Origin of the sequence: Streptomyces fradiae ATCC 10745 = DSM 40063 (genome assembly GCF_008704425.1) — a bacterium.
In the GTDB taxonomy this organism is placed as follows: domain Bacteria; phylum Actinomycetota; class Actinomycetes; order Streptomycetales; family Streptomycetaceae; genus Streptomyces; species Streptomyces fradiae.
In genome coordinates this window covers 2,436,358-2,462,670 of the sequence record NZ_CP023696.1, presented here as the reverse complement: position 1 = coordinate 2,462,670, position 26,313 = coordinate 2,436,358, and the positions used below count along the sequence as shown (strand labels likewise).

19 protein-coding genes and 1 other RNA gene are annotated in these 26,313 nt (G+C 75.7%); 16 read left to right on the top strand and 4 right to left on the bottom strand.

Going from position 1 to position 26,313, the window contains the following annotated elements; all coding sequences use genetic code 11:
• The first annotated feature begins 46 nt into the window (after window positions 1-46).
• The 3 genes from CP974_RS10955 (at window position 47) to ssrA (ending at window position 2,275) form a co-directional block, all read left to right on the top strand.
• On the top strand, window positions 47-1,273 hold the full coding sequence (locus tag CP974_RS10955; RefSeq protein ID WP_031133235.1) for a S41 family peptidase: 1,227 nt from the start codon (window positions 47-49) through the stop codon (window positions 1,271-1,273).
• A gap of 18 nt (window positions 1,274-1,291) precedes the next feature.
• Window positions 1,292-1,771 carry an SsrA-binding protein SmpB gene (gene smpB / locus CP974_RS10950; protein WP_031133233.1) on the top strand — a complete coding sequence of 160 codons (480 nt, stop codon included), beginning with the start codon at window positions 1,292-1,294 and terminating at the stop codon, window positions 1,769-1,771.
• A gap of 134 nt (window positions 1,772-1,905) precedes the next feature.
• Window positions 1,906-2,275: a transfer-messenger RNA gene (gene ssrA, locus CP974_RS10945) on the top strand.
• A 151-nt stretch (window positions 2,276-2,426) separates the two neighbouring features.
• Here ssrA and CP974_RS10940 read toward each other — a convergent pair.
• Window positions 2,427-2,885, bottom strand: a complete 459-nt coding sequence (locus CP974_RS10940; protein ID WP_031133232.1) for a hypothetical protein — start codon at window positions 2,883-2,885, stop codon at window positions 2,427-2,429.
• A 219-nt stretch (window positions 2,886-3,104) separates the two neighbouring features.
• Window positions 3,105-4,541, bottom strand: a complete 1,437-nt coding sequence (locus CP974_RS10935; protein ID WP_223844589.1) for an MFS transporter — start codon at window positions 4,539-4,541, stop codon at window positions 3,105-3,107.
• 84 nt (window positions 4,542-4,625) lie between these two features.
• Between CP974_RS10935 and CP974_RS10930 the strand changes: the two genes are divergently transcribed.
• The 7 genes from CP974_RS10930 (at window position 4,626) to CP974_RS10900 (ending at window position 14,547) form a co-directional block, all read left to right on the top strand.
• On the top strand, window positions 4,626-5,591 hold the full coding sequence (locus CP974_RS10930) for a LysR family transcriptional regulator (RefSeq protein ID WP_031131391.1): 966 nt from the start codon (window positions 4,626-4,628) through the stop codon (window positions 5,589-5,591).
• 188 nt (window positions 5,592-5,779) lie between these two features.
• On the top strand, window positions 5,780-7,138 hold the full coding sequence (locus CP974_RS10925; protein WP_031131393.1) for a nitrate/nitrite transporter: 1,359 nt from the start codon (window positions 5,780-5,782) through the stop codon (window positions 7,136-7,138).
• Window positions 7,139-7,213: 75 nt separating this feature from the next.
• Window positions 7,214-8,359, top strand: coding sequence for a uroporphyrinogen-III synthase (locus tag CP974_RS10920; protein WP_031131395.1), 1,146 nt, complete (start codon window positions 7,214-7,216; stop codon window positions 8,357-8,359).
• A gap of 360 nt (window positions 8,360-8,719) precedes the next feature.
• A complete protein-coding gene (locus CP974_RS10915) occupies window positions 8,720-9,376 on the top strand; it encodes a CGNR zinc finger domain-containing protein (RefSeq protein ID WP_031131397.1) in 657 nt (218 codons plus the stop codon).
• 159 nt (window positions 9,377-9,535) lie between these two features.
• Complete coding sequence (locus CP974_RS10910; protein ID WP_031131399.1) at window positions 9,536-11,833, top strand: HelD family protein; 2,298 nt, start codon at window positions 9,536-9,538, stop codon at window positions 11,831-11,833.
• Window positions 11,834-12,489: 656 nt separating this feature from the next.
• Complete coding sequence (locus CP974_RS10905) at window positions 12,490-13,914, top strand: NAD-dependent malic enzyme (protein WP_031131401.1); 1,425 nt, start codon at window positions 12,490-12,492, stop codon at window positions 13,912-13,914.
• Between the two features lie 351 nt (window positions 13,915-14,265).
• Window positions 14,266-14,547 (top strand): HU family DNA-binding protein, encoded by a 282-nt coding sequence (locus CP974_RS10900; protein WP_010470168.1) that lies wholly within the window; start codon window positions 14,266-14,268, stop codon window positions 14,545-14,547.
• A 375-nt stretch (window positions 14,548-14,922) separates the two neighbouring features.
• Here CP974_RS10900 and murA read toward each other — a convergent pair whose 3' ends face one another.
• Window positions 14,923-16,263 carry a UDP-N-acetylglucosamine 1-carboxyvinyltransferase gene (murA, locus tag CP974_RS10895; RefSeq protein WP_031131403.1) on the bottom strand — a complete coding sequence of 447 codons (1,341 nt, stop codon included), beginning with the start codon at window positions 16,261-16,263 and terminating at the stop codon, window positions 14,923-14,925.
• A 298-nt stretch (window positions 16,264-16,561) separates the two neighbouring features.
• On the opposite strand from murA, the gene CP974_RS10890 reads away from it, so the two are divergent.
• From CP974_RS10890 to CP974_RS10865, 6 genes are all read left to right on the top strand, one after another.
• Window positions 16,562-17,122: a YqgE/AlgH family protein gene (locus tag CP974_RS10890; RefSeq protein ID WP_031131405.1), complete on the top strand. Its 561-nt coding sequence runs from the start codon at window positions 16,562-16,564 to the stop codon at window positions 17,120-17,122.
• Window positions 17,123-17,153: 31 nt separating this feature from the next.
• A complete protein-coding gene (locus CP974_RS10885; RefSeq protein WP_023588437.1) occupies window positions 17,154-17,441 on the top strand; it encodes a DUF3039 domain-containing protein in 288 nt (95 codons plus the stop codon).
• Between the two features lie 553 nt (window positions 17,442-17,994).
• Window positions 17,995-19,722, top strand: a complete 1,728-nt coding sequence (locus CP974_RS10880; RefSeq protein ID WP_031131407.1) for a beta-N-acetylhexosaminidase — start codon at window positions 17,995-17,997, stop codon at window positions 19,720-19,722.
• A 249-nt stretch (window positions 19,723-19,971) separates the two neighbouring features.
• Entirely contained in the window at window positions 19,972-20,865 is an 894-nt protein-coding gene (locus CP974_RS10875) for an FAD binding domain-containing protein (protein ID WP_031131409.1), read from the top strand.
• Window positions 20,862-23,240, top strand: a complete 2,379-nt coding sequence (locus tag CP974_RS30125; protein ID WP_150485796.1) for a (2Fe-2S)-binding protein — start codon at window positions 20,862-20,864, stop codon at window positions 23,238-23,240. The genes CP974_RS10875 and CP974_RS30125 overlap by 4 nt, the downstream gene beginning before the upstream one ends.
• Complete coding sequence (locus CP974_RS10865; protein WP_031131147.1) at window positions 23,237-25,555, top strand: xanthine dehydrogenase family protein molybdopterin-binding subunit; 2,319 nt, start codon at window positions 23,237-23,239, stop codon at window positions 25,553-25,555. Before CP974_RS30125 ends, CP974_RS10865 begins: the two co-directional genes overlap by 4 nt.
• 186 nt (window positions 25,556-25,741) lie before the next feature.
• Here CP974_RS10865 and CP974_RS10860 read toward each other — a convergent pair whose 3' ends face one another.
• Window positions 25,742-26,200 carry a hypothetical protein gene (locus tag CP974_RS10860; protein WP_223844588.1) on the bottom strand — a complete coding sequence of 153 codons (459 nt, stop codon included), beginning with the start codon at window positions 26,198-26,200 and terminating at the stop codon, window positions 25,742-25,744.
• Window positions 26,201-26,313: the final 113 nt, after the last annotated feature.

The window sequence follows — 26,313 nt, the reverse complement described above, 5'->3', positions numbered from 1 at the left end:
GGCCAACGCCCGTACGGCGCCTTCGGCTTGTCCTAGAGTGGGCGGCATGTCGCTGCCGGGTCCCGCGTACTCGCTCCGGCCGCGCCACCTCGGGCGCGGAGCCGCACTGACCGTGCTGTTCGCGGCCGTCCTCGTGACGGCCGCCGCCACCGGCGCGCTGCCGCCCGGCGACGAGGCCGACGCGGCGCGGGCCGTGCGCGGCGGCCCCTCCGCGCACCCCGCGCCGCGCCCCGCCCCCCAGCCCGGGGACGGCGCCGTCCGCGACGAGGTCGTACGGGCCGCCGCCGAGGCCGCCGCGGACGGCAAGTCGGCGGCGAAGGCCGCCGAGGAGGTCGTCAGCCGCAGCGGGGACCGGTGGGGCGCCGTGTACGACAGGAGTGAGTACGAGGACTACCAGCGGGCCCTGGACGGCTCCTACACGGGCGTCGGGCTGTGGGCGCGCCGCACCGCCGACGGCCGGGTGGAGGTGGCCCGCGTGCAGGACGGCGGCCCGGCCCAGCGGGCGGGCCTGCGGCCGGGCGACCGGCTCCGCACGATCGACGGCCGCCCGGTGCGGGGGCGCACCGCCGCCGAGGTGGTCGCCCTGCTGCGCGGCGACGGCCCGGACGGGGGCGCCGCGCGCGCGCAGGCCGGCACCCGGGTGGCCCTGGACGTGCAGCGCGGTACGCGCGTGTGGACGGTGACCCTGCGGCGCGCCCGGCTCGCCGCCGAGGCGGTCACCGTGCGGCGGGTGGGCGACGTGGTGCTGATCCGGGTGAGCGCGTTCACGCGCGGCAGCGGCGCGCGGGTGCGCGAGGCCGTGGCGCGGGCGCCCGCCGGGGCCGGGGTCCTGCTGGACCTGCGCGGCAACGGCGGCGGGCTGGTCACCGAGGCGGTCGACGCGGCCTCCGCGTTCCTCGACGGCGGGCTCGTCGCCACGTACGACGTGCACGGCCGGGAGACGGCCCTGTACGCCGAGCCGGGCGGCGACACCGGCAGGCCCGTCGTCGCCCTGATCGACGGCGGCACGATGAGCGCGGCCGAGCTGCTGACCGGGGCCCTGAAGGACCGGGGCAGGGCCGTCACCGTCGGGGCGCGCACCTTCGGCAAGGGCTCGGTGCAGATGCCGAGCAGCCTCCCGGACGGCTCGGTCGCCGAACTCACGGTCGGCCACTACCGCACTCCGGCGGGGGCGACGGTCGACGGGCGCGGCATCGCCCCGGACGTTCCGGCGCCCGCCCGCGCCGAGGAGCGGGCCCGCACGGTATTGAGTGGCCTCGGGGCGGGGGCGTAGTGCGAAAATGGGCGCACTATGGCTAAGGAAAAAGGGCGCAAGCTGATCGCGCAGAACAAGAAGGCGCGGCACGACTACCACATCCTGGACACCTACGAGTGCGGTCTCGTGCTGACCGGCACCGAGGTGAAGTCGCTGCGCCAGGGGCGGGCCTCGCTGGCGGACGGCTTCGTGCAGATCGACGGGAACGAGGCCTGGCTGCACAACGTCCACGTGCCGGAGTACAGCCAGGGCACGTGGACCAACCACAGCGCCCGGCGCAAGCGGAAGCTGCTCCTGCACCGGGCGGAGATCGACAAGCTGGAGTCGAAGTCGCAGGAGACGGGGCACACGATCGTGCCGCTCGCGCTGTACTTCAAGGACGGCCGGGCCAAGGTCGAGATCGCCCTGGCGAGGGGCAAGAAGGAGTACGACAAGCGGCAGACCCTGCGCGAGAAGCAGGACCGCCGCGAGGCCGAGCGCGTCATCTCGGCGGTCCGCCGCCGCCAGCGCGCCTGACCGCCGCGGGTCCGCGTGGCGCGCGTCACACGTCCGGGGAAATATGTTGGCGCGGTCCGGCGTTGGTCCCGTACGATGGCTCTTGCCCCTCACGGCAGGGGCGGCGCCCCTCCGGGGGCTTGAAAGATCAACATGGGGATGATCGGTTTCGACAGCGGATGTCGAAGCAGGGGAAGCGTGTCGAGGAAGCGGCCATGATCTCGTAAACCACAGGCCGAAACCAATAATCGCCAACACCAAGCGCGATTCCTTCGCCCTCGCTGCCTAAGTAGCGACTCGCGAAGTGTCAGCCCGGGGCTGTTCCCGACCCGGATCCTGGCATCAGCTAGGGAACTCCACCTCTAGGCCCGGTCGCGGGGTGTAGAGGGACAACAAACAGTGACTGAGCCCGTCGGAGACTTGTTCGCGTGATCTCCGGGGCTGAGAAAAGCGAAGCGGACTGCGCACGGAGAAGCCCTGGTTCCGCACCGTTGGACGCGGGTTCGATTCCCGCCATCTCCACTTTCCCATGTAGACGAAGGCCCGGCAGCCCCCAAGGCGGCCGGGCCTTCGCCGTGCCCGGAGCGGCCGGGCGGGGGCGTTTCGCGACGCGTGACGGTTCGCGGCCCGCAGCGGTTCGCGACGTATGACGGTTCGCGGCGGCAGGCGATGTGCCTCAGGCGCGGGGGCCGGGCACGGCGGCTCCGGCGGCGCCGGGGGCCGGGTTCGTGCCGGTGAGGAGCGTGAGGAGGTGGTCCATCTCGTCGCGCCACTGGCGGTGGACGTTCATCCGCGTGGGCTGGGCCCGGCCCGGGAGCCGGAAGCGGAACGAGCTCCACAGCGTGTTGCGGCGTATGTCGCCGATCGCGCCCGCCACCTGCGCCGGGGGCAGCGCGTACACGATCTCGTCGGGGCGGTTGGTGAGGCGGTCCGCCTTGTGGATGACGACCGCCTGCTCGGTCACGGTGACGAAGTAGTACGTCAGGAAGAGCTGGCCGATCAGGCCCAGCATGCTCATCAGCCAGACGCTCGGGCCCGCGACGGCCTGGATCGTGACGAGCGGGCGGTCGGCCGGATTGGCCTGGGCGAGGGCTGCGGCGACCTGCTGCTGGATGGTCGCCTTCTTGATGGCCACGGGGACTCCACGGGGAGGGGAGGGACGGTACGGCTCCGCCCGAGCGGTGGGCGGGCGCCGCAGCGTATCCGTTGCCCCCGCCCCCCCGTGCCGCCGGGTCGCCGCGGGCCGGGGAGGCGGGCCGGGCCGGGGAGGCGGGTCGGGCCGGAGAGGCGCCCCGGGCCGGGGAGGCGGGTCGGGCCGGCCGCGCCTCCCCGCCCCTTCCGCCGCGTGCGGGGCCTACGCCACCGCCCTGCGCGCCCGGACACCGGCCGCCGCCAGGCACAGCGCCGCCGCGCCCGCCGCCACCGGCAGGACGTACGCGGTGGCCGCCCCCGCCCGCTCCACGAGCCAGCCGCCGCCCGCCGCGCCCGCCGAGATGCCGCCCAGCAGCGCCGTCACGGCCAGCGTCATGCCCTCGTTGAGCTGCCCGGCCGGGGTGAGCCGCTGCACCAGGGACATGCCCGTCACCATCGTCGGCGCCGTCGCCATCCCCGCCAGCAGCAGCGCCCCCGCCAGGGCGGGCAGCGAGCCCGCGGCGGACGCCGCGAGCAGCGGCATCGACATCAGGACCGTCATCCCCGCGAGGCACACCAGCAGCCGCCGCCGGGCGTCCGCCGCCGGGCGCGCCGAGCCGTACACCAGCCCCGCCAGGAACGAGCCGAACGCCTGCAGCGCCATCACCGGGCCCGCCCACGGCCCCTCCACGTACGCCAGCGTCACGATCTCCATCGACCCGAAGATCGCGCCCGTCGCCAGGAACACCGACAGCAGCGCGGGCATGCCCGCCGTACGCAGCGGCGAGCGCGCCCGCAGTCCGGCCGTGCGCGGGGCGACCGGCGGCTCCGTCGCGCGCTGCGCGGTGAACAGCAGCATCCCGGCGAGCAGCATGACCGCGCCGATCAGCGTGCCCGCCTCCGGGAACAGCGCCGCGCACAGGAACGCCGCCAGCACCGGGCCGGTCATGAAGCACAGTTCGTCCACGGCCTGCTCGAAGGCGTTCGCCGTGTGCGCCGCGCGCGGGTCGGAGCGGTACAGGTGGGCCCAGCGGGCGCGGGACATGCCGCCGATGTTCGGGGTCGTCGCGGTCGCGGCGTACGCGGCGAACAGCGTCCAGTCCGGCGCGCCGTATCGCACGCACAGCAGCAGGGCGAGCGAGCCGAGGACGGCGAGCACCGTGGCCGGTACGGCCACCCGCGCCTGCCCGTACCGGTCGATCAGCCGCGCCGTGAAGGGCGCCACGACCGCCGTCGCGGCGAGCCCGGTCGCGGTGACGGCCCCGGCGAGGGCGTACGAGCCGCGCGACCCGGCGATCATGATGACCGCGCTGACGGTGAACATGCCCATGGGGACGCGCGCGACGAGGTTCCCCGCGGTGAACGCCCGCGTGCCCGGCACGGTGAACAGCCGGAGGTAGGGGTTGCGGGGGAGCCGGCGCGCGGCGGGCGCGGAGGCGGGGGCTCCGGGACCGGGCGTGGCGGCGGGCGCGGACGCGGGTGCGGAGGCATCCGGGTAGGGCGCGGTGGTGGGTGCGGAGGCGTCCGGGTGGCGCGCGGTGGTGGGAGCCGTGCCGCCCGTGGCCCGCGCCGTGGCCGGTGTCTCGGTCGGCTCCGTGGCCGGTGTGGTGGTCGGTGTCTCGGCCGGCTCCGTGGCCGGTGCGGTGGTCTGCGGGGGCATGCCACACAGCCTCCCGGTCCGCCCCGGACCCGGTCCAACACCTGTTCGGAGCGCATTCACGCACCGCTGTTGTAAGTTCCACGAGTGCTTCCCGACATCGACCCCCGGCTGCTGCGGGCCTTCGACGCCGTCGCGGACGAACTGCACTTCACGCGCGCCGCCGCCCGCCTGTACGTCGCCCAGCAGGCCCTCAGCCGGGACGTCCGGCGACTGGAGCGGCAGCTCGGCACCGAGCTGTTCGTCCGCACCACCCGGCAGGTCGCCCTGACCGCCGACGGCGAGCGGCTCCGCCCGTACGCGCGGGCCGTGCTCGCCGCCTACGACGACCTGGCCGGCGCCTTCTCCGGCAGCGGGCCCCGCCCCCTGCTCGTGGACCTCAACTCGCCCGGCCTGAGCGCCGACCGGGTCCTGGAGCTGGCCCGCCGGCTCGCGCCCGACTGCGAACTGATGGCCCGCTTCGAGAGCGGCCTGACCGGCGCCGCCGTCGAGATCCTCGCCGGGCGCCTCGACGCGTCGTTCGGCCGGGTCGCCGGCCTCGACCCGGCGGTCCGGGCCCGGCTCGCCTGGCAGCCCGTGCGGTACGAGCCGATGGCCGTCATCCTGCCCGCGGACCACCCGCTGGCCCCCCGCGCCGAGGTGGACCTGGCCTCGCTCGCCGGGCAGGCCGTGTACGCGGGCGCGGGCAACCCCCGCACCCGCGAGTGGACCGACCTGGCGGCGCTGCTCTTCGCCGAACACGGCATCCGTGTGGCCCCGCCCGCCCCGCTCGCGGTGGGCGTCGAGGAGTTCCGCCGGGTCATGGCCAAGACCCGTACGCCCGTGCTGGCGGCGGTCGGCTTCCCGCCCATGCCGGACGCCGTCCTGCGCCCGCTCGTGGACCCGGTGCCCCTGTCGCCGATCGCGCTCGTGTGGCGCAAGGGGCTGGAGCACCCGGCCCTGGACGCGCTGCGGACCGCCGCCGCCCGCCTCGCCGCCGAGGAGGACTGGCTCGCCGTGCCGGACGGGGCGTGGCTCCCCGAGCCCGACGCCGCCCTGATGCGCCCCGCGTGAGCCCTGCCGACCCGCTCGGCCACCCGTCCGCCACCGCCCCGCCCCCGTCGCTCACAGCGACCGCCGCCCCCGCGTGAGAGCAAGGTTTCCGGCCGGTCACCTCGGATGACCGGCATGAAACGCGGCCTCCCTAGCGTCGGCCCCGACGGGTTCAGCACCAGGGATCGACACGGCGGAGGTGGCGCGCGATGAGCGGCGGACGATGGATCCAGCACTGGGACCCGGAGGACGAGGCGTTCTGGAGGACGACGGGGCGGCGGATCGCCAACCGGAACCTCCTCTTCTCGGTGATCTCCGAGCACATCGGCTTCTCCGTGTGGACCCTGTGGTCCGTGATGGTCCTGTTCATGGGCCCCGAGTACGGCGTCGACCCGGCGGGGAAGTTCTTCCTGATCGCCGTCGCCACGCTCGTCGGCGCCGTCGTCCGGGTGCCGTACACCTTCGCGGTGGCCCGGTTCGGCGGCCGCAACTGGACCGTCTTCAGCGCCCTGCTGCTCCTGCTGCCGACGGGCGCCGCGTACGCGGTGATGGAGCCGGGCACCTCGTACACGACGTTCGTGCTCGTCGCGGCGCTCACCGGCGTCGGGGGCGGCAACTTCGCCTCCTCCATGACCAACATCAACGCCTTCTTCCCGCTCCACCGCAAGGGCTGGGCGCTCGGCCTGAACGCGGGCGGCGGCAACATCGGCGTGCCCGTGGTGCAGTTGGCCGGGCTGGCGGTCATCGGCACCGCCGGCGCCGCCCACCCGAGGATCGTCCTCGGCGTCTACATCCCGCTCATCGTCGCCGCCGCCGTGTGCGCCGCCCTGTTCATGGACAACCTGGCGCCCGTGCGGAACGACACGGGAGCCGCCCGGGAGGCCGTGCGCGCCCGGCACACCTGGATCATGGCGCTCCTCTACATCGGCTCCTTCGGCTCGTTCATCGGGTACAGCTTCGCCTTCGGCCTGGTCCTCCAGACCCAGTTCGGCCGGACCCCGCTCCAGGCGGCGTCCCTCACCTTCGTCGGCCCGCTCCTCGGCTCGCTGATCCGGCCCGTCGGCGGCTGGCTCGCCGACCGCTACGGCGGCGCCCGCATCACGCTCGGCACGTTCGCCGCGATGGCCGCCGCCACGGGCGTCGTCGTGTACGCGTCGGCGGTCGAGTCCCTGGCGGTCTTCCTCGTCGGGTTCACCGCCCTGTTCGTCCTCAGCGGCCTCGGCAACGGCTCGACGTACAAGATGATCCCGGCCATCTTCCGGTCGCAGGCGTACGCCGCCGGGCTCACCGGCGAGGCCGCCGACGCGTACGGCCGCCGCCTCTCCGGCGCCGCCATGGGGCTGATCGGCGCCGTCGGCGCGGTCGGCGGGCTCGGCATCAACCTCGCCTTCCGCCAGTCCTTCCAGGCCACCGGGTCCGGCGCCTACGCCTTCACCGCCTTCCTCGCCTTCTACGCTGTGTGCATCGCCGTGACGTGGGCGGTATACCTTCGCGGGCCGGCCCCGACCGGCGCGGCGACCGCTTCCGAAGCCCCGGCCCGGCGGCGGCTCGACTACTCGGAGGTCTGATCGCGCATGGTCCGTAACGGCGGGGAAACGTCCGCGAACCCGGCCCGTCACGCGCCTTTGCCAGGCTCGGACGCCATGCACGAGCAGCAGGAGAACGGCCCCCTCGCGGGCTTCACGGTCGGTGTCACCGCGGCCCGCCGCGCGGACGAACTGGGTGCGCTGCTGCAGCGCCGGGGCGCGGCCGTGCTGCACGCCCCGGCCCTGCGGATCGTGCCCCTCGCCGACGACGCGGAACTCCTCCGGGCGACAGCGGCCCTCGTCGCCGACGCCCCGGACGTCGTCGTCGCCACGACGGCGATCGGCTTCCGCGGCTGGCTGGAGGCGGCGGACGGCTGGGGGCACGGGGAGGAACTGCTCGCCTGCCTGCGGCGGTCGCGGATCCTCGCGCGCGGCCCCAAGGTGAAGGGCGCCGTACGGGCGGCCGGGCTGACCGAGGAGTGGTCGCCCGCCTCCGAGTCGATGGCCGAGGTCCTCGACCGGCTCCTGGAGCAGGGCGTGGCCGGGCTGCGGGTCGCCCTCCAGCTGCACGGGGAGCCGCTGCCCGGCTTCGTGGAGGCGCTGCGGGACGCGGGCGCGGAGGTCGTGGTCGTCCCGGTTTACCGGTGGATGCCGCCCGAGGACCCGGCCCCGCTGGACCGGCTGCTGGACGCGGTCGCCGCCCGCACCCTGGACGCGGTCACCTTCACCAGCGCGCCGGCCGCCGCGTCGATGCTGGCCCGCGCCGAGCACCGGGGGCTGCGCGCCGACGTGCTGGAGGCGCTGCGCCACGACGTGCTGCCGGCGTGCGTCGGGCCGGTCACCGCCGTGCCGCTGCAGAGCCGGGGCGTGGACACCCTCCAGCCGGACCGCTTCCGGCTCGGCCCGCTGGTCCAGCTCCTGTGCCGGGAGCTGCCCGCGCGGGCCCGGACGCTGCCGGTGGCCGGGCGGCGCGTCGAGATCCGGGGCCACGCGGTGCTGGTCGACGGCGGGCTGCGGCCCGTGCCGCCCGCCGGGATGGCGCTGCTGCACGCGCTGGCCCGCCGCCCCGGCTGGGTCGTCTCCCGTGCCGACCTGCTGCGCGCCCTGCCCGGAGCGGGCCGCGACGAGCACGCCGTGGAGACCGCGATGGCCCGCCTCCGCACGGCCCTGGGCGCCCCGAACCTGATCCAGACGGTGGTCAAGCGCGGCTACCGGCTGTCCCTCGACCCGACGTCCGCGCCGCCCGCGGACGGGGAGGGATAGGCGGGGCCGTCCTTCCCGCACGGGGACGGCGTGCACGTTGTGCCCGGAGCCGGGACTCCCCTCGTCGGTTCCGTGCGCCCACGCCGCGGCCAGGGCGGGGTCACGCGGCAGGCGCCGTACGGCCGTCGAGTCGACTGGGTGGCGCAGCACGTCAGGCGGTGTCCTTCTCCCCGGCACGTGCGCCTGCCGGAAGCTCTCCTCATCCCGCGTCCGCGCCGCTCGCAAGTGGCGCGAGCGTGCCTCGGTCCTGCGGCGGCGCTCCGCGCGTCATCACGTGGGCGTTCCGATGGGGTCCCCAGGAACGGGATATGCGGGCACGCTGGGGGAGGGCAGGCGGCCCCGGGGGGGGGGTGAGCGGGCGTGGCGGGTGGGCGGCGGTTCGACGCCGGGCGGCGGTGCCTGGCCCTGCTGGACTCGCCGCGCGGCGGGCCCGGCGCGCTCGCGGGGTGGCTGGTGGAGTGCGGCCTCGTCCCGGAGGGCACACCGCTGGGCGCCGTGGACGCCACCTGGGTGGAACGTTTCGCCGAACTGCGCGGGTGCGTGGACGCCCTCGTACGGGCGGAGCTGGCCGGGACGGCCCCGCCCGGTCTTGGGGGTCCGCCCGGCCTTGAGGGTCCGCCCGGCCCCGGCCGCCCCTCCGTCCTGCGTGCCCGGCTCGCCCGGGTCAACGCGCTGGCCGCCGTCGCGCCGCCCGCGTACCGCGCGGTGCCGGGGCCCGACGGGCGGCTCGTACGGGTCCTGGACGCCGCTCCCGGCTGCGGCGCCCTCCTCGCCGCCCTCGCGCGCGACGCCGTCGACCTGCTCACCGACCCCGGCGCGCGGGCGCGGCTGCGCCGGTGCCAGGGCGAGGGCTGCCACCGCGTGTACCTCGACGCCTCCCACGGCGGGCGCCGCCGCTGGTGCTCCAGCGCGGCCTGCGGCAACCGCGACCGGGTGGCCCGCCACCGGGCCCGTACCGGGGCCGCCCGCGACTCCTCCGGGCAAGGCCCCGGGCCGCGCCGGGGCGCTCCGCCCTGACGGCCCCGACGGCCTCGACGGCCCCGCCCGCCCGGCGCGGGGCGGGTGCGGTGGCGCGGCCGGCTTCCGGGGAGGTCGAACGGGGTGCCCGGACTGACACGGGGCCGGAACGTGGCGTACCCTCGACGGCTGCCCAGTGCACGTCAGAAGGGGGCCCCGGTGGCCGCGCAGGAAGCCGATCGTGTGGTCGACCGCGAGGTCGACACGATCCGGGACCGTGAGGTCGCGGTCGAGCAGGACCACCTGGACCAGGTGTACCGCCGTCTCGAGGAGAAGATCCACGAGGCGGAGTTCCTCATGCACGACGCCGCCCAGCGCGGCCAGGTCGGCACCCCCGGCGCGCTCGCCGAGCGGGACGCCCAGGTGTTCCGCGCCGGGATCCACCTGAACCGGCTCAACTCCGAGTTCGAGGACTTCCTCTTCGGCCGCATCGACCTCCTGCGCGGCAAGGACGGCAAGAAGGGCCCCGACGGGGCGTACACCTCCGTCGAGCCCGCCGACGACGCCGTGCGGCCCGACGGCACCGCCGAGATCGCCGAGACGCTCCACATCGGCCGCCTCGGCGTCCTCGACGCCGACTACAGCCCCCTCGTCATCGACTGGCGCGCCCCCGCCGCCGCGCCGTTCTACCGGGCCACGCCCGTCGAGCCCGGCCGGGTCGTGCGCCGCCGCGTCATCCGCTCCAAGGGCCGCCGCGTCCTCGGCGTCGAGGACGACCTGATGCGCCCCGAGCTGACCGCCACCCTCGACGGCGCCGAGCTGCCCGTCATCGGCGACGGCGCCCTCATGGCCGCGCTCGGCCGGGCCCGCGGCCACACGATGCGCGACATCGTGGCGTCCATCCAGGCCGAGCAGGACCTCGTCATCCGCGCGCCCGCCGCCTCCGTCACGTACGTCGAGGGCGGCCCCGGCACGGGCAAGACCGCCGTCGCCCTGCACCGCACCGCGTACCTGCTGTACCAGGACCGCCGCCGGTACGCCGGGGGCATCCTCATCGTCTCGCCGACCCCGCTGCTCGTCGCCTACACCGAGGGCGTCCTCCCGTCGCTGGGCGAGGAGGGCCAGGTCGCCATCCGCGCCGTCGGCAGCCTCGTCGACGGCGTGGAGGCCACCGCGTACGACGAGCCGGCCGTCGCCCGCGTCAAGGGCTCCTCGCGGATGCTCAAGGTGCTCCGCAAGGCCGCGCGCGGCGCCCTGGAGCGCGGCGAGGCGCCCGACCGGCTGCGGGTCGTCGCCTTCGGCCGCCGCGTCGAGCTGGAGGCGGAGGAGCTGCGGCGCATCCGCCACGCGGCCCTGGGCGGCACCGCCCCCGTCAACCTGCTGCGCCCCCGCGCCCGCCGCCTGGTCCTCGACGCCCTGTACGCCAAGACGGGCGCGGGCTCCCGGCAGAACGACCCCGAGCTCGCCGCCGAGCTGCGCTCCTCCTTCGACGAGGACGTCACCTCGGAGGACTCGTTCACCGAGTTCCTCGACGCCTGGTGGCCCGAGCTGACCCCGCGGGGCGTGCTGGCCGCGATGGCCGACGAGAGGCGCCTGGGCCGCTGGGCGCGCCGCGTCCTCAACCCCGGCGAGGTCCGCCGCCTCGCCCGCTCGCTGCGCCGCGACGCGTACTCCGTGCACGACGTGGCCCTCCTCGACGAGCTCCAGACCCTCCTCGGCGCCCCCGCCCGGCCCCGCCGCAAGCGGGAGCTGGACCCGCTGGACCAGCTCACCGGCCTGGAGGAGCTGATGCCCGTACGGGAGGAGACGCAGCGCGAGCGGGCCGAGCGGCTGGAGCGCGAGCGCATCGAGTACGCGCACGTCATCGTGGACGAGGCGCAGGACCTGACGCCCATGCAGTGGCGGATGGTCGGCCGCCGCGGGCGGCACGCCACCTGGACCGTGGTCGGCGACCCGGCCCAGTCGTCCTGGTCGGACCCGGACGAGGCCGGCGAGGCCCGCGACGAGGCCCTCGGCAGCCGTCCGCGCCGCCGCTTCACCCTCACGGTGAACTACCGCAACCCCGCCGAGATCGCCGAGCTGGCCGCCAGGGTCCTGGCCCTCGCCATGCCGGGGGCGCGGTCGCCGCGCGCGGTGCGCTCCACGGGCGTGGAGCCCCGGTTCGCGGCCGTGGGGGACCGGGACCTGGCGGAGGCCGTACGGGACGAGGCGCGCCGCCTGCTGGAGCGCGTGGACGGCACCGTGGGCGTGGTCGTCGCCATGCACCGCCGGGAGCAGGCGGCGGCCTGGCTCGCGGACCTGGGCGACCGCGTGGTGGCGCTGGGCAGCCTGGAGGCGAAGGGCCTGGAGTACGACGCGACGGTGGTCGTGTCGCCCGCGGAGATCGCCGACGAGTCCCCGGCCGGACTGCGGGTGCTGTACGTGGCGCTGACGCGCGCCACCCAGCAGCTGACGGTCGTCTCCGGGCGGCGGGACGACCCGGACCAGGCCGGGGTGCCCGACCTCCTGCGCGACTGAGGCGCGGCGGGCGGCCCGGGGCCGCTGCCGGCCCCGCGCGCACCGCTGCCGGCCCGGACCGGCCCGGACTGGACCGGGTCGGACTGGACCGGGTCGGGCCGGCCCGGGTCGGACCGGGAGCGGGCGAGGACCAGGTCGAGCGGGAACGCAGCCGAACCGCGAGGGGTTTGTTAGCCTGGAGGAGACACCGGCTCGATCCAAGCCCCCGGGCCCAACCTTCGTCGCCACGAGCGACCACTTGCCGCGAGGCGAGCATGGCGGGCCGGTGTCACCTTCTCCTCACCGCCGCACATGCCCCACGGGCCGTGCGCGCCGCATGCGATCAGGTCCGCGTCGTCCCGGTGCTGTGCCTCCGGTCGACGGCGCGGACCTTCCGCGTGGCCAGCCGCCCGTGGCCCGCCGCCCGTGACCCGCCGCCCGTGGCTCCTCGCCCGTGGCCCGCCGCCTGTGGCCCGTCGTCCGCCGCCCCACCGCCGGACCGCGACCGCCGCCGACGCGCCGCCGCCCGGTCTCTCGCATCGTGGAAAGCTGTTTCCGAGAACGAAACGACCGTATTACCTCCTACCGGCCGGTAGGTGCGACTATCGGAAGGCCTCGCACGGCCGCCCGCGCGGCCGGAGGCGGCAGCAGACCAGGGAAAGCAGAGGAACACGGCCATGGCAACGGCGCCCAGCGTCTCGTACTCGATGACGGTCCGGCTGGAGGTGCCCGCGAGCGGAACAGCGGTCTCCCAGCTCACCACGGCCGTGGAGTCCTCCGGAGGCTCGGTCACCGGCCTCGACGTGACCGCCTCCGGCCACGAGAAGCTGCGGATCGACGTGACCATCGCGGCCACCTCCACCGCCCACGCCGACGAGATCGTCGGCAAGCTGCGCGGCATCGAGGGCGTCGTGCTCGGCAAGGTCTCCGACCGTACGTTCCTGATGCACCTCGGCGGCAAGATCGAGATGGCGTCGAAGCACCCCATCCGCAACCGCGACGACCTCTCCATGGTCTACACGCCCGGTGTCGCCCGCGTGTGCATGGCCATCGCCGAGAACCCCGAGGACGCCCGCCGCCTCACCATCAAGCGCAACTCCGTCGCCGTCGTCACCGACGGCTCCGCCGTGCTCGGCCTCGGCAACATCGGCCCGAAGGCCGCCCTGCCGGTCATGGAGGGCAAGGCGGCCCTCTTCAAGCGGTTCGCCGGCATCGACGCCTGGCCGATCTGCCTGGACACCCAGGACACCGACGCCATCGTCGAGATCGTCAAGGCCATCGCGCCCGGCTTCGCCGGCATCAACCTGGAGGACATCTCCGCGCCGCGCTGCTTCGAGATCGAGGCCCGCCTGCGCGAGGCCCTCGACATCCCGGTCTTCCACGACGACCAGCACGGCACCGCCATCGTCGTCCTCGCCGCGCTCACCAACGCCCTGCGCGTCGTCGGCAAGGCCGTCGGGGACGTCCGCGTGGTCATGTCCGGTGCGGGCGCCGCCGGCACGGCCATCCTGAAGCTGCTCATCGCGGCGGGCGTCAAGCACGCCGTCGTCGCCGACATCCACGGTGTCGTCCACGCCGGCCGCGAGGACCTGGTGGACGCCGCGCCCGAGTCGCCGCTGCGCTGGATCGCCGACAACACCAACCCGGAGGGCGTCACCGGCACGCTCAGGGAGGCCGTGGTCGGCGCCGACGTCTTCATCGGCGTCTCCGCCCCGAACCTGCTGGACGCGCAGGACGTGGCCGCCATGGCCGACGACGCCATCGTGTTCGCGCTCGCGAACCCGGACCCCGAGGTGGATCCCGCCGTCGCCCGCCAGACCGCCGCCGTCGTGGCCACCGGCCGGTCCGACTTCCCCAACCAGATCAACAACGTGCTGGTCTTCCCCGGTGTGTTCCGCGGCCTGCTGGACGCCCAGTCCCGTACGGTCAACACGGACATGATGCTCGCCGCCGCGGCCGCCCTGGCGGACGTCGTCACCGGCGACGAGCTGAACCCGAACTACATCATCCCGTCGGTCTTCAACGACAAGGTCGCGGGCGCCGTGGCCGGTGCCGTCCGCAACGCCGCGAAGGCCGCCACGGCCGACGGCAAGCCGCTCTGACGCCGCCCCCGGGGCCTGTCGCCCGATGTGACGGTACGCACGGTCGCGCGGCGCCCGGCGCGTCGCGGACCGTGCGCCTCCGCATCCGCCCGTAGGGTTGCGGTCCGACTCCGGGACGTCGTTCGCGCGGCCGGTGCGCGGCCGACCGGACACCACCAGGACGGGGCTGTGGCGCTTTTCGTGTGACTCCGGAGGGTGCCGGATTGGCTTTCCCGCCGCTGGTGGGGGCAGGATGCGTATTCGGGCGCGAGGGTCTGACAGCAGACCCGGGTCCGAGAACTGTCCTAGGGCCCTGGCAGCATCGGCTTCGATCTCACGCCTCACAGGCAAGAAGAACACGGGAGTAACAACATGAACCGCAGTGAGCTGGTGGCCGCCCTGGCCGACCGCGCCGAGGTGACCCGCAAGGACGCCGACGCCGTGCTGGCCGCGCTCGCCGAGACCGTCGGTGAGGTCGTCGCCAAGGGCGACGAGAAGGTCACCATCCCCGGCTTCCTGACCTTCGAGCGCACCCACCGTGCCGCTCGCACCGCGCGCAACCCGCAGACCGGCGACCCGATCGAGATCCCGGCCGGCTACAGCGTGAAGGTCTCCGCGGGCTCGAAGCTCAAGGAAGCCGCCAAGGGCAAGTAAGCCCCCACAGGCGCGTGAAGAGGGCGTCCACCCCGTAGGGGGCGGACGCCCTTCTTCCGGCCCGCGTACGCCCCTTTCCAGGGCCGTACGCGGCACACGTACGACGACGGCCCCCCGTTCACGCGGGGGGCCGTCGTCGTTACGAACGCAAGGGTGACGGACCGTCAGTTCACTGTCACGGCGGGGAGTTGACGGCCAGACCCCCGGTCCGGTGCCCTCCCCCGGCAGGTGGCGTGCCGGGGGTGTGGGCCGTCAGACGGGCTTGGCGGCCGGGAGTTCGACCTTCGCGCCCGACTCCACCGGCTTCTGCATGCTGTGTCAGCCCGGGGGTGACCCCCGGACCCCCGGCAGGTGGCGTGCCGGGGGTGTGGGCCGTCAGACGGGCTTGGCGGCCGGGAGTTCGACCTTCGCGCCCAACTCCACCAGCTTCTGCATGAAGTTCTCGTAGCCGCGGTTGATCAGGTCGATGCCGTGCACGCGGGACGTGCCCTGCGCCGCCAGCGCCGCGATCAGGTACGAGAAGCCGCCGCGCAGGTCCGGGATGACCAGGTCGGCGCCCTGGAGCTTCGTGGGGCCCGACACGACCGCGGAGTGCAGGAAGTTGCGCTGGCCGAAGCGGCAGTCGGAGCCGCCCAGGCACTCCCGGTACAGCTGGATGTGCGCGCCCATCTGGTTCAGCGCCGACGTGAAGCCGAGCCGCGACTCGTACACCGTCTCGTGCACGATCGACAGGCCGGCCGCCTGCGTCAGGGCGACCACCAGCGGCTGCTGCCAGTCCGTCTGGAAGCCCGGGTGCACGTCCGTCTCCAGGGCGATGGCGTTCAGCGCGCCGCCCGGGTGCCAGAAGCGGATGCCCTCGTCGTCGATCTCGAAGGCGCCGCCGACCTTCCGGTACGTGTTGAGGAAGGTCATCATCGAGCGCTGCTGCGCCCCGCGCACGTAGATGTTGCCCTCGGTGGCGAGGGCCGCCGACGCCCAGGACGCCGCCTCCAGGCGGTCGGGGAGCGCGCGGTGGGCGTAGCCGCCCAGCTTGTCGACACCGGTGATCCGGATGGTCCGGTCGGTGTCCATGGCGATGATCGCGCCCATCTTCTGCAGGACGCAGATGAGGTCCTCGATCTCGGGCTCGACGGCCGCGTTGGAGAGCTCCGTCACGCCCTCCGCCAGCACGGCCGTCAGCAGGACCTGCTCGGTCGCGCCGACGGACGGGTAGGGCAGGCGTATCTTCGTGCCGCGCAGCCGCCGGGGGGCCTCCAGGTACTGGCCGTCGTCGCGCTTCTCGATCTTCGCGCCGAACTGCCGCAGCACCTCGAAGTGGAAGTCGATCGGCCGCCCGCCGATGTCGCAGCCGCCCAGGCCGGGGATGAACGCGTGCCCGAGCCGGTGCAGCAGCGGGCCGCAGAACAGGATCGGGATGCGCGAGGAACCCGCGTGGGCGTCGATGTCGGCGACGTTCGCGGACTCGACGTACGTCGGGTCCATGACCAGCTCGCCCGGCTCGTCGCCGGGGCGGACGGTCACGCCGTGGAGCTGGAGCAGCCCGCGCACCACGCGCACGTCGCGGATGTCCGGCACGTTGCGCAGCCGGCTTGGCTCGCTGCCGAGCAGTGCGGCGACCATCGCCTTGGGCACGAGGTTCTTCGCGCCGCGGACGCGGATCTCGCCCTCCAGCGGGGTGCCGCCGTGGACAAGCAGTACATCGTCTGTGCCGGTCATGTATCTCGCGTTCCGGATGGAGTCGGGCAGGGGCCAGGGAAAAGCGTAAGGGGCATCCACCCCTGCCCCGTAAGGCGGCGGAGGGGCGGAGCGTGTAATGAGTTCGGCACAACACCCTGTGTCCCCCGCGCCTCGCGGAGCGTCACCGTCCGTTTCCCGCCGGGGCGTGCACGGGACGCGTACGGGCCGCCTACGGGGCGTGTGCGGCGACGCACCGGAAACGGCCACGCGACGCAGCGGTTCGGCCGACCGCCGCGCGCACCCTCCGCGCCGGGCGAAGATGCGGGATCATGGGCGCATGACGGAGGTGTCCTCGCTCGCGGGCCGGCTGCTCGTCGCCACCCCCGCGCTGGCCGACCCGAACTTCGACCGCGCGGTGGTGCTGCTGCTCGACCACGACGACGAGGGCTCCCTCGGCGTGGTCCTCAACCGGCCGACCCCGGTCGGCGTCGGCGACATCCTGGAGCCCTGGGCGCCGCTCGCCGGGGAGCCCGGCGTCGTCTTCCAGGGCGGCCCCGTCTCGCTCGACGCGGCGCTGGGCCTGGCCGTCATCCCCGGCGACGAGGGCCCGCTCGGCTGGCGCCGCGTGCACGGCGCGATCGGGCTGGTCGACCTGGAGGCCCCGCCCGAGCTGCTCGGCCCCGCCCTGGGCAGCCTGCGGATCTTCGCCGGCTACGCGGGCTGGGGCCCCGGCCAGCTGGAGGACGAGCTGGGGGAGGGCGCCTGGTACGTGGTCGAGTCGGAGCCCGGCGACGTGTCGTCCCCGCGCCCCGAGAACCTGTGGCGGGCCGTACTGCGGCGGCAGCGCAGCGAACTGGCCATGATCGCGACGTACCCGGACGACCCGAGCCTGAACTGAAGCCGGGCCGGGGTGAGTACCCTTGGCTGTTATGAGCACTCTCGAGCCCGAGCGCGGGGCAGGTACGGGGACCCTCGTAGAGCCGACGCCGCAGGTGTCGCACGGCGACGGCGACCACGAGCGCTACGCCCACTACGTCCAGAAGGACAAGATCATGGCGAGTGCCCTCGACGGCACTCCCGTCGTCGCGCTGTGCGGCAAGGTCTGGGTCCCCGGGCGCGACCCGAAGAAGTACCCGGTCTGCCCGATGTGCAAGGAGATCTACGAGTCCATGGGCGCGGGCGGCGACAAGGACAAGGGCGGCAAGGACAAGAAGTAGGCGGAGGCGCCCGGGCCGCGCGGCCGGACACCGGTCCCGCCGGTCCGCCGCCGGTCCACTCCCGTTCCCGCCGGTCCGCCCCCGGTCCGCCCCTGTTCTCGCCGGTCCACTCCCGGGTCCTGGGGGGGCACCTCTGGTCCTGCCGGGCCCGTGGTGCCGGGCCCCCGGCCCGCCGGTGCGCCACTCCACCGGCCCCCGCCGCGGGCGCCGGCCGTACGCCGCCGGCCCCGCGGTCCGTCCCCGGGCCGCCTGCCCCGCCGGTGCGTCCGTCCCGCCGGTCCGTCCGTACGAGAAGCCCCCGGTGCCGACCGGGCGCGTCCGCGACACCCCCGCGCCCCGCGCGCGGGCGGAACGCGCGCGCCACCGCCGCGCCGGGGGCTCTCGCGTGCCCGCGTGCCCGCGTGCCCGTGGCGCGTCCGCGGCCCCGCCCCCGGAGACCTGGCCGGTATTCGACCCCTTGCCCGCGATGCGGGGCGCGCCTAGGCTCCTCGGCGGTTGCCGTACTCGAAACGCCCGTTGCGCAGGATGCAACGCCCGGGGGGGAGTTGACGTGATGGACCTCATTCCGGCGCCCGCGTCCGACGTACCGGACCCGGACCGCCCCGGCGCGGTGCTCGACGCCCGCACGGTCCTGGCCGCCGCCCCCGGCACCGAGGGGACGGAGCGCTGGCTGCGGACCGTGCTCGGCGCCGCCTTCGCCCTGCCCCTCCGGCCGGCCCCCCGCGACGACGCTGCGCAGCCCGCACCCGGACCCGCCGCCGGCTCCGCCCCCCGAGCCGCCGGCCCCGCGCCCGGACCCGCCCCCGCGTCCGCCCCCGCGTCCGCCCCCGCCGTCGTGCGGCTCCGCGTCGAGGCCGGGCTCGGGCCCGAGGCGTACCGCCTCACCGTCGCCGACGGGGCGGTGGACCTCGCGGGCGGCGACCCCGCCGGGGTGTTCTGGGCCGCCCAGACCCTCCGCCAGCTCCTCGGCCCCGACGCGTACCGCCGCGCCCCGGTCCGCCCCGGCGCGCCCCTCGCCCTGGCCGCCCGGCGGATCGAGGACCGGCCCCGGTTCGGGTGGCGCGGGATGCTCCTCGACGTGGCCCGGCACTTCCGCCCCAAGGACGACGTGCTGCGCCAGCTCGACCTGCTCGCCGCGCACAAGCTGAACGTCCTCCACCTGCACCTCACCGACGACCAGGGCTGGCGCCTGGAGATCCGCCGCCACCCGCGCCTCACCGAGGTCGGCGCCTGGCGCCCCCGCACCAGGCGCGGCCACCGCGCGTCCCCGCTCTGGGACGACACCCCGCACGGCGGCCACTACACCCACGACGACATCCGCGAGATCGTCGCGTACGCCGCCGAGCGGCACGTCCGGATCGTCCCCGAGATCGACGTCCCCGGCCACTCGCAGGCCGCCATCGCCGCCTACCCGCACCTCGGCAACACCGACGTCGTGGACACCTCCGCGCTCGGCGTCTGGGACACCTGGGGCGTCAGCCCGAACGTCCTCGCCCCCACCGAGGCCGTACTCCGCTTCTACGAGGGTGTCTTCGAGGAGGTCCTCGACCTCTTCCCGGCCGCCGTCTCGCCGTTCGTCCACATCGGCGGCGACGAGTGCCCCAAGGAGCAGTGGCGCGCCTCGGCCACCGCGCGGGCCCGCGTCGGCGAACTGGGCGTCGGCGACGAGGACGGCCTCCAGGCGTGGTTCGTCCGGCACTTCGACCGCTGGCTCGCCGACCGGGGCCGCCGCCTCATCGGCTGGGACGAGATCCTGGAGGGCGGCCTCGCCCCCGGCGCCGCCGTCTCCTCCTGGCGCGGCTACGCGGGCGGGGTCGCCGCCGCGGAGGCCGGGCACGACGTCGTCATGTGCCCCGAGCAGCACGTGTACCTCGACCACCGCCAGGACGGCGGGCCCGACGAGCCCGTGCCCATCGGGTACGTCCGCACGCTGGAGGACGTGTACCGCTTCGAGCCCGTGCCGCCCGGCCTGTCGCCCGAGGCCGCCGCGCACGTCCTCGGCGCCCAGGCCAACGTCTGGGCCGAGGTACTCGACAGCCGCGCCCGCGTCGACTACCAGACCTTCCCGCGCCTCGCCGCCTTCGCCGAGGTCGCGTGGTCCACCACCCTCCCCGCCCCGGAGGCCCGCGACTACGACGGCTTCGCCCGGCGCATGGAGGGCCACCTCCTGCGCCTCGACGCGCTCGGGGTCGAGTACCGGCCGCCGGCCGGCCCGGCGCCGTGGCAGCGCCGCCCCGGAGTCCTCGGACGCCCGATCGAGGGCAAGCCCCCGAACGTGTGACTCCGCCGCACCCGCCACTCCCGCGCCGCGCCGCCGCCCCCGTGCCGGCGAACCCTCCCCAAGCGGACCATCCGCCCGGTCGCGGGAGGTCACGGGAGGTCGCGGGCGGAACACCCCTTCGCGGACCCTCGCGACCGCCGCCTCCGAAGATGTGCCACAGTTTCCACGTCCGGGCTGTGAGCACGTACGGTACGGCCAGCACAGGCGGGACGGCCGGGACAGCCGGGAGACCGGGAAGGGGCAGCTGGGTTGACCACGCACGCACCGAGGACGGCGCACTCCGTCACGCTGCCGGCCTCGCTCGACGAGGCCGTGGCGGCACTCACCGCCATGCCCGCCGCCGTCCCCGTCGCCGGCGGCACGGACCTGATGGCCGCGGTCAACAAGGGCCGCCTGCGCCCCGCCGGACTGGTCGGCCTCGGCCGCATCAACGAACTGCGCGGCTGGCAGTACCAGGACGGCCACGCCCTCCTCGGCGCCGGCCTCACCCACGCCCGCATGGGCCGCCCCGACTTCGCCGCCCTCATCCCCGCGCTCGCCGCCGCCGCCCGCGCCGCGGGACCGCCCCAGATCCGCAACGCCGGCACCCTCGGCGGCAACATCGTCACGGCCGCGCCGACCGGCGACTCGCTGCCCGTCCTCGCCGCCCTGGAGGCCGACCTCGTCGTCGCCGGCCCGTCCGGCGGGCGCGAGGTGCCCGTCTCGCACCTGCTCGCCGGCCGCGCGATGCTCGAACCGGGCGAACTGGTCGCCTTCGTACGGGTCCCGCTGCTGCACGCCCCGCAGGTGTTCCTCAAGGCCACCGGGCGCACCGGACCGGGCCGCGCCCTCGCCTCCGTCGCCGTCGTCCTGGACCCGGCGCGGCGCGCGGTGCGCTGCGCGGTCGGGGCGATCGCGCCGATGCCGCTGCGCCCGCTGGAGGCGGAGCACTGGATCGCCTCGCTCGTCGACTGGGACGGCGAGCGGGGGCTGGCGCCGGAGGCCCTGGTGGCGTTCGGCGAGTACGTCGCGGCGGCCTGCATCCCGGACCAGCCGCCGGCCGCCGAGGGCGAGGAGCCGCCCCCGCTGCCGCCCGCCGTACTGCAACTGCGCCGCACGGTCTCCGTGCTGGCCCGACGAGCACTGGGGAGGGCGCTGTCGTGACCACCGACGAGTCCGGCAACGGCACCGGCAACGAGACCGGCCACGGCCACGGCCGGGGGCACGGCACGGGAGACGGCGGGCACGCGCGCGGCGGCGGCTGGCAGCCGACGCCGCAGGGCGAGTACGACGGCGACGCCACGGCGTTCGTCCAGCTCCCGCCCGACGTGGGCCTGGACGGCATCCCGCTGGAGGCGCCCGGCCACGGCTACGTGCCCCCGCACATCGAGGACCCGCACGCGACCGCGCAGTGGAACTTCCACCACGCCCCGGCCGCCGAGCACCCCCCGGCGCCCGGCCCCGCCGACCTGACCGGCCAGTGGACGGTCCCGGTCGCACAGGGCGAGCTGCCGGAGGAGTCCGGCGAGTACCGGAGGGACGGCCAGGCGTACGGTACGGCCCAGGGGTACGCCCCGGAGTACGGCACGCCCCCGTACGACGGCGGGGCCACGCCCGGTCAGGGCGCGCACGGGTACGGCACTGCGGGCACCGCTCCCTACGGGACGCCCGCCCACGGCACGCCCGTCCACGCGGTGCCCGCCGACGCGGTGCCCGGCGGCATGACGCCCCCTTACGGGACACCGGCGCAGGACGCGGGCGCGCAGGGCCCCGGCGCGCACGGGTACGGCACTCCGGACGCTTCCCCCTACGGGACGCCCGCGCACGGCACGCCCGCCGGGACGGTGCCGGGCGGCATGACGCCCCCTTACGGGACGGGGCAGGACGCGCCGGTCCACGGCGCCGGGCAGGAGGCGCCCGAGTACGGCGCGCTCGGGCACGGCACGCATGGGCCCGGCGCCGCCGCGTACGCGCCGGGCCACGCCGCCGGCGCGCCCGCGCACGGAGGCGGGACGCCCGCGTGGTCGGACGGCGCCGACGCGCCCGCGACGCTGCCGGGCGGCGCACCGGCGCCCTGGGCGCTCACCCCGCATCCCGGCCCGCAGGTCCCGGAGCGTCAGGTGCCGGTGTACCAGGTCCCGTCGCCGGTCCAGGACGCTCCCGCGCCCGCCGCACCGGCGCACGACGCCCCGGTGGAGGCCGTCCCCGCGCCCGCCCCCGAGACGCAGCCGCACGACCGGCCCGACGGGCCCGACGCGGACGGGACCGCCCGCGCCGACGGGTCCGGGCCGGCACCCGTCGACGGCGCCCGCGCCGACGGCCACGCCCCCGCGCCCGAGGCGGGCCCGGCCCCCCAGCCCTCCCAGGCCCCCGAAGTCCCGGCGCCCGCCGAGGCCCAGGCGGCCCCGGAGAGCCCCGAGGCCCCCGAGGAGCCCCCCGTCCCGGACGCGGCCCCCGACGCGGCCCCCGCCCCCGAAGCGACCGCCCCGGAGGCGGCCCCCCAGGCGGCCCCCGAAGCAGGTACCGAAGAAGCAGCCCCCCAGGCGACACCCGGGCTTGCCCCCCAGGCGACCCCCGAGGCCGCCCCCCAGGCGACCTCCGAGGCCGCCGGCCAGGCCGCCCCTCAGGCGGACCCCCAGGCCCCCCAGCCCGACCCCGGGGCGAGCCCTCAGCCCGACCCCGGGGCGAGCCCTCAGCCCGACCCCGGGGCGAGCCCTCAGCCCGACCCCGGGGCGAGCCCTCAGCCCGACCCCGGGGCGAGCCCTCAGCCCGACCCCGGGGCGAGCCCTCAGCCCGACCCCGAGGCGGGCCCCCGGCCCACCCCGGAGTCCGACCCGCAGACCGGCCCCGACCCCGGCCCCGACCCCGAGCCCGCCGCCCCCGAGGCCGTCCCCGCCCCCAGCGACGAGCACCCGCACACCTCGTACACGCTGCGCGTCAACGGAGTGGACCGACCCGTCACCGACGCGTGGATCGGCGAGTCGCTGCTGTACGTGCTCCGCGAGCGCCTCGGCCTCGCCGGAGCCAAGGACGGCTGCTCGCAGGGCGAGTGCGGCGCGTGCAACGTCCAGGTCGACGGCCGCCTCGTGGCGTCCTGCCTGGTGCCCGCCGCGACCACCGCGGGCAGCGAGGTCCGCACTGTGGAGGGCCTCGCCGCCGACGGCCGCCCCTCCGACGTGCAGCGCGCCCTCACCCGCTGCGGCGCCGTCCAGTGCGGCTTCTGCATCCCCGGCATGGCCATGACCGTGCACGACCTGCTGGAGGGCAACCACGCGCCCAGCGACGTGGAGGCCCGCCAGGCCCTCTCCGGGAACCTGTGCCGCTGCACCGGCTACCAGGGCGCCCTCAGGGCCGTACGGGAGGTCGTCGCCGAACGCGCCGCCGCCAGGCCCGCACCGCCCGCCCCCGCAGGCGCGAACGCGCCCGGCCCCGCCCCCGGCACCCCGCCCCCGCCCGCGGGCGGCCCGCACCAGGGCCACGACCCCGACGTCCGCATCCCGCACCAGGTCCCCCACCCGCACGACGGAGGCACGGCGTGAGCAACGACGCGGCCACCGCCATCCCGGCGGTCGAACTCCCCCGGCAGGAGCAGGCGAAGGAGCAGGAGCGGCCCACCCGGGGGCTCGGCGCGTCGCTGCCGCCGGCCGACGCCCGCGCCAAGGCGGAGGGCACCTTCCCCTACGCCGCCGACCTGTGGGCCGAGGGACTGCTGTGGGCGGCGATCCTGCGCTCCCCGCACGCGCACGCGCGCATCCGGTCCGTCGACACGTCGGCCGCAGCCGCGATGCCGGGCGTACGGGCCGTGGTGACCCACGCGGACGTGCCGGGCGACGCGGCGTACGGCAGGAACGTCGCCGACCGCCCGGTGTTCGCCGCCGACGTGGTCCGCCACCACGGCGAGGCCATCGCCGCCGTGGCCGCCGACCACCCGGACGCGGCCCGCCTCGCCGCGGCGGCGATCATCGTGGACTACGAGGTGCTGGAGCCGGTCACCGACCCGGAGCAGGCGTTCTCCGCGCCGCCGCTGCACCCCGACGGCAATCTGATCCGCCACATCCCGCTGCGCTACGGGGACCCCGAGGCCACCGGCGAGGTGATCGTCGAGGGGCTGTACCGCATCGGCCGCCAGGACCCCGCGCCCATCGGCGCGGAGGCGGGCCTCGCGGTGCCGCGCCCCGACGGCGGCGTCGAGATCTACACCGCCTCCACCGACCCGCACACCGACCGCGACCTGGCCGCCGCCTGCTTCGGGCTCCCGCCGGAGCAGGTCAAGATCGTCGTGACGGGCGTGCCGGGCGCGATGGGCGACCGGGAGGACCCGGGCTTCCAGATCCCGCTGGGCCTGCTGGCGCTGCGCACGGGCGCGCCGGTGAAGCTGGCCGCCACGCGCGAGGAGTCGTTCCTCGGGCACGCCCACCGCCACCCGACGCTGCTGCGCTACCGCCACCACGCCGACACCGAGGGCCGCCTGGTGAAGGTGGAGGCGCAGATCCTCCTGGACGGCGGGGCGTACGCGGACGCCTCCGCCGACTCCCTGGCCGCGGCCGTCTCCTTCGCCTGCGGCCCGTACGTCGTGCCGCACGCCTTCGTCGAGGGCTGGGTGGTGCGCACGAACAACCCGCCCAGCGGCCACGTGCGCGGCGAGGGCGCGATGCAGGTGTGCGCCGCGTACGAGGGCCAGATGGACAAGCTGGCGGCGAAGCTGGGCATGGACCCGGCGGAGCTGCGGATGCGCAACGTCCTGGCGACCGGCGACCTGCTGCCCACGGGCCAGACGGTGACCTGCCCCGCGCCGGTCGCCGAACTGCTCCAGGCCGTACGGGAGTTCCCGCTGCCGCCGCTGCCCGCGGACGCCGCGGCGGCGGAGTGGCTGCTGCCGGGCGGTCCGGAGGGCGCGGGCGAGCCGAGCGCGGTGCGGCGGGGCGTCGGGTACGCGCTGGGCATGGTCCACATGCTGGGCGCCGAGGGCACGGACGAGGTGTCGACGGCGACGGTCAAGGTCGAGGGCGGCGTGGCGACGGTGCTGTGCGCGGCCGTGGAGACCGGCCAGGGCTTCTCGACGCTGGCCCGCCAGATCGTCCAGGAGGTCCTGGGCGTGGAGGACGTGCGGGTCGCGCCCGTGGACACGGACCAGCCGTCGGCGGGCCCGGCGGCGCACGGCCGCCACACGTGGGTGTCGGGCGGCGCGGTGGAGCGCGCGGCGAAGATGGTGCGCACGCAGCTGCTCCAGCCGCTGGCCCACAAGTTCGGCATGTCGACGGAGCTGCTCCAGATCGCGGACGGCAGGATCACCTCGTACGACGGCGTGCTGTCCACGACGGTGGCCCAGGAGCTGGCCGGCAAGGAGCTGTGGGCGACCGCGCAGTGCCGCCCGCACCCGACGGAGCCGCTGGACGAGGCGGGGCAGGGCGACGCGTTCGTGGGCCTGGCGTTCTGCGCGATCCGCGCGGTGGTGGACGTGGACGTGGAGCTGGGCTCCGTACGGGTCGTGGAGCTGGCGGTCGCGCAGGACGTGGGCCGCGTCCTCAACCCGGCCCAGCTGGCCACCCGGATCGAGGCGGGGGTCACCCAGGGCCTGGGCGCGGCGCTCACCGAGAACCTCCGCACCCCGCGCGGCCTGGTCCGCCACCCGGACCTGACGGGCTACGCCCTGCCGACGGCCCTGGACACCCCGGACATCCGCATCGTCAAGCTGGTCGAGGAGCGGGACGTGGTCGCCCCCTTCGGCGCGAAGGCGGCGAGCGCGGTCCCGGTGGTCACCTCCCCGGCCGCCGTCGCCTCCGCGGTCCGCGCGGCGACGGGCCGCCCCGTCAACCGGCTGCCCATCCGCCCCCAGGCGGCGGTGGTCAACTGACCGGCGTCAGACCGGCCCCGCACGCCCCCGTCGGGCGTCGCCTCGACGCGGGGGCGTGCGGGACGTCCGGCCGACCCGTACGCCGGGCCCTCCGGGGCATCGCCCCCGAAGAGCGGGCCCGCCGAACTGGCGCCCCGGCATCGTTGGTCTGGTGGACCAGCGGCACCAGGGTGCCTGCCCTTCGGCTCAGAACCGCTCGATCTCCTGGCCGGCCGGGATCTGGTAGCAGCCCGAGATGAGCATCAGACTCAGTTTCGGGCGGTCGTTCTTCGCGTCCTGGGTGATCTTGACACTCGACTTCCGCTCGTCGTTGTCGGCCGTGAGGGTGAGGTTCTTGTTCCGACTGCGATCAGGGCCGTATTGGACGATCTTCCACCCGTGCTTCGGCAGCTCCTGCTTGAGGTGCTTCATCGCCTCGTCGAGCTGATCCGGTGAGGCGGGGTAGAAGCTCCACGGATGGAAGACCCGGAAGTACTGCTCCCGATCCTTACCCGCGCAGTCCATGACGCCCGCGTGACTGTCGGACGCCTCCCCCTTGACGGCGATCATCTTGTAGATCTCGTTGGACACCTTCTCCAGTTCATCGGAGGCGGCGCTGGACGTGCTGGTGCCGGCAGAGGGGATGTCGTTCGGTTCTTGGTTCATGCCGCATCCGGTGAGAGTGGTCAGAAGGATGAAGACGGGGAGCGTCCATGCGCCCAGTCTGGTGTTCACGCTGAGAAGCCTCGCTTAGTCGACCGGCACAGTACGGTGGTTGC

Excerpts from the sequence above, each read along its gene's own strand:
- CP974_RS10955 (WP_031133235.1), top strand. The coding sequence starts at position 47 with ATGTCGCTGCCGGGTCCCGCGTACTCGCTCCGGCCGCGCCACCTCGGG.
- smpB (WP_031133233.1), top strand. The coding sequence starts at position 1,292 with ATGGCTAAGGAAAAAGGGCGCAAGCTGATCGCGCAGAACAAGAAGGCG.
- CP974_RS10935 (WP_223844589.1), bottom strand. The coding sequence starts at position 4,541 with ATGCCCCCGCAGACCACCGCACCGGCCACGGAGCCGGCCGAGACACCG.
- CP974_RS10925 (WP_031131393.1), top strand. The coding sequence starts at position 5,780 with ATGAGCGGCGGACGATGGATCCAGCACTGGGACCCGGAGGACGAGGCG.
- CP974_RS10920 (WP_031131395.1), top strand. The coding sequence starts at position 7,214 with ATGCACGAGCAGCAGGAGAACGGCCCCCTCGCGGGCTTCACGGTCGGT.
- CP974_RS10905 (WP_031131401.1), top strand. The coding sequence starts at position 12,490 with ATGGCAACGGCGCCCAGCGTCTCGTACTCGATGACGGTCCGGCTGGAG.
- CP974_RS10900 (WP_010470168.1), top strand. The coding sequence starts at position 14,266 with ATGAACCGCAGTGAGCTGGTGGCCGCCCTGGCCGACCGCGCCGAGGTG.
- murA (WP_031131403.1), bottom strand. The coding sequence starts at position 16,263 with ATGACCGGCACAGACGATGTACTGCTTGTCCACGGCGGCACCCCGCTG.
- CP974_RS10890 (WP_031131405.1), top strand. The coding sequence starts at position 16,562 with ATGACGGAGGTGTCCTCGCTCGCGGGCCGGCTGCTCGTCGCCACCCCC.
- CP974_RS10885 (WP_023588437.1), top strand. The coding sequence starts at position 17,154 with ATGAGCACTCTCGAGCCCGAGCGCGGGGCAGGTACGGGGACCCTCGTA.
- CP974_RS10880 (WP_031131407.1), top strand. The coding sequence starts at position 17,995 with ATGGACCTCATTCCGGCGCCCGCGTCCGACGTACCGGACCCGGACCGC.
- CP974_RS10860 (WP_223844588.1), bottom strand. The coding sequence starts at position 26,200 with ATGAACCAAGAACCGAACGACATCCCCTCTGCCGGCACCAGCACGTCC.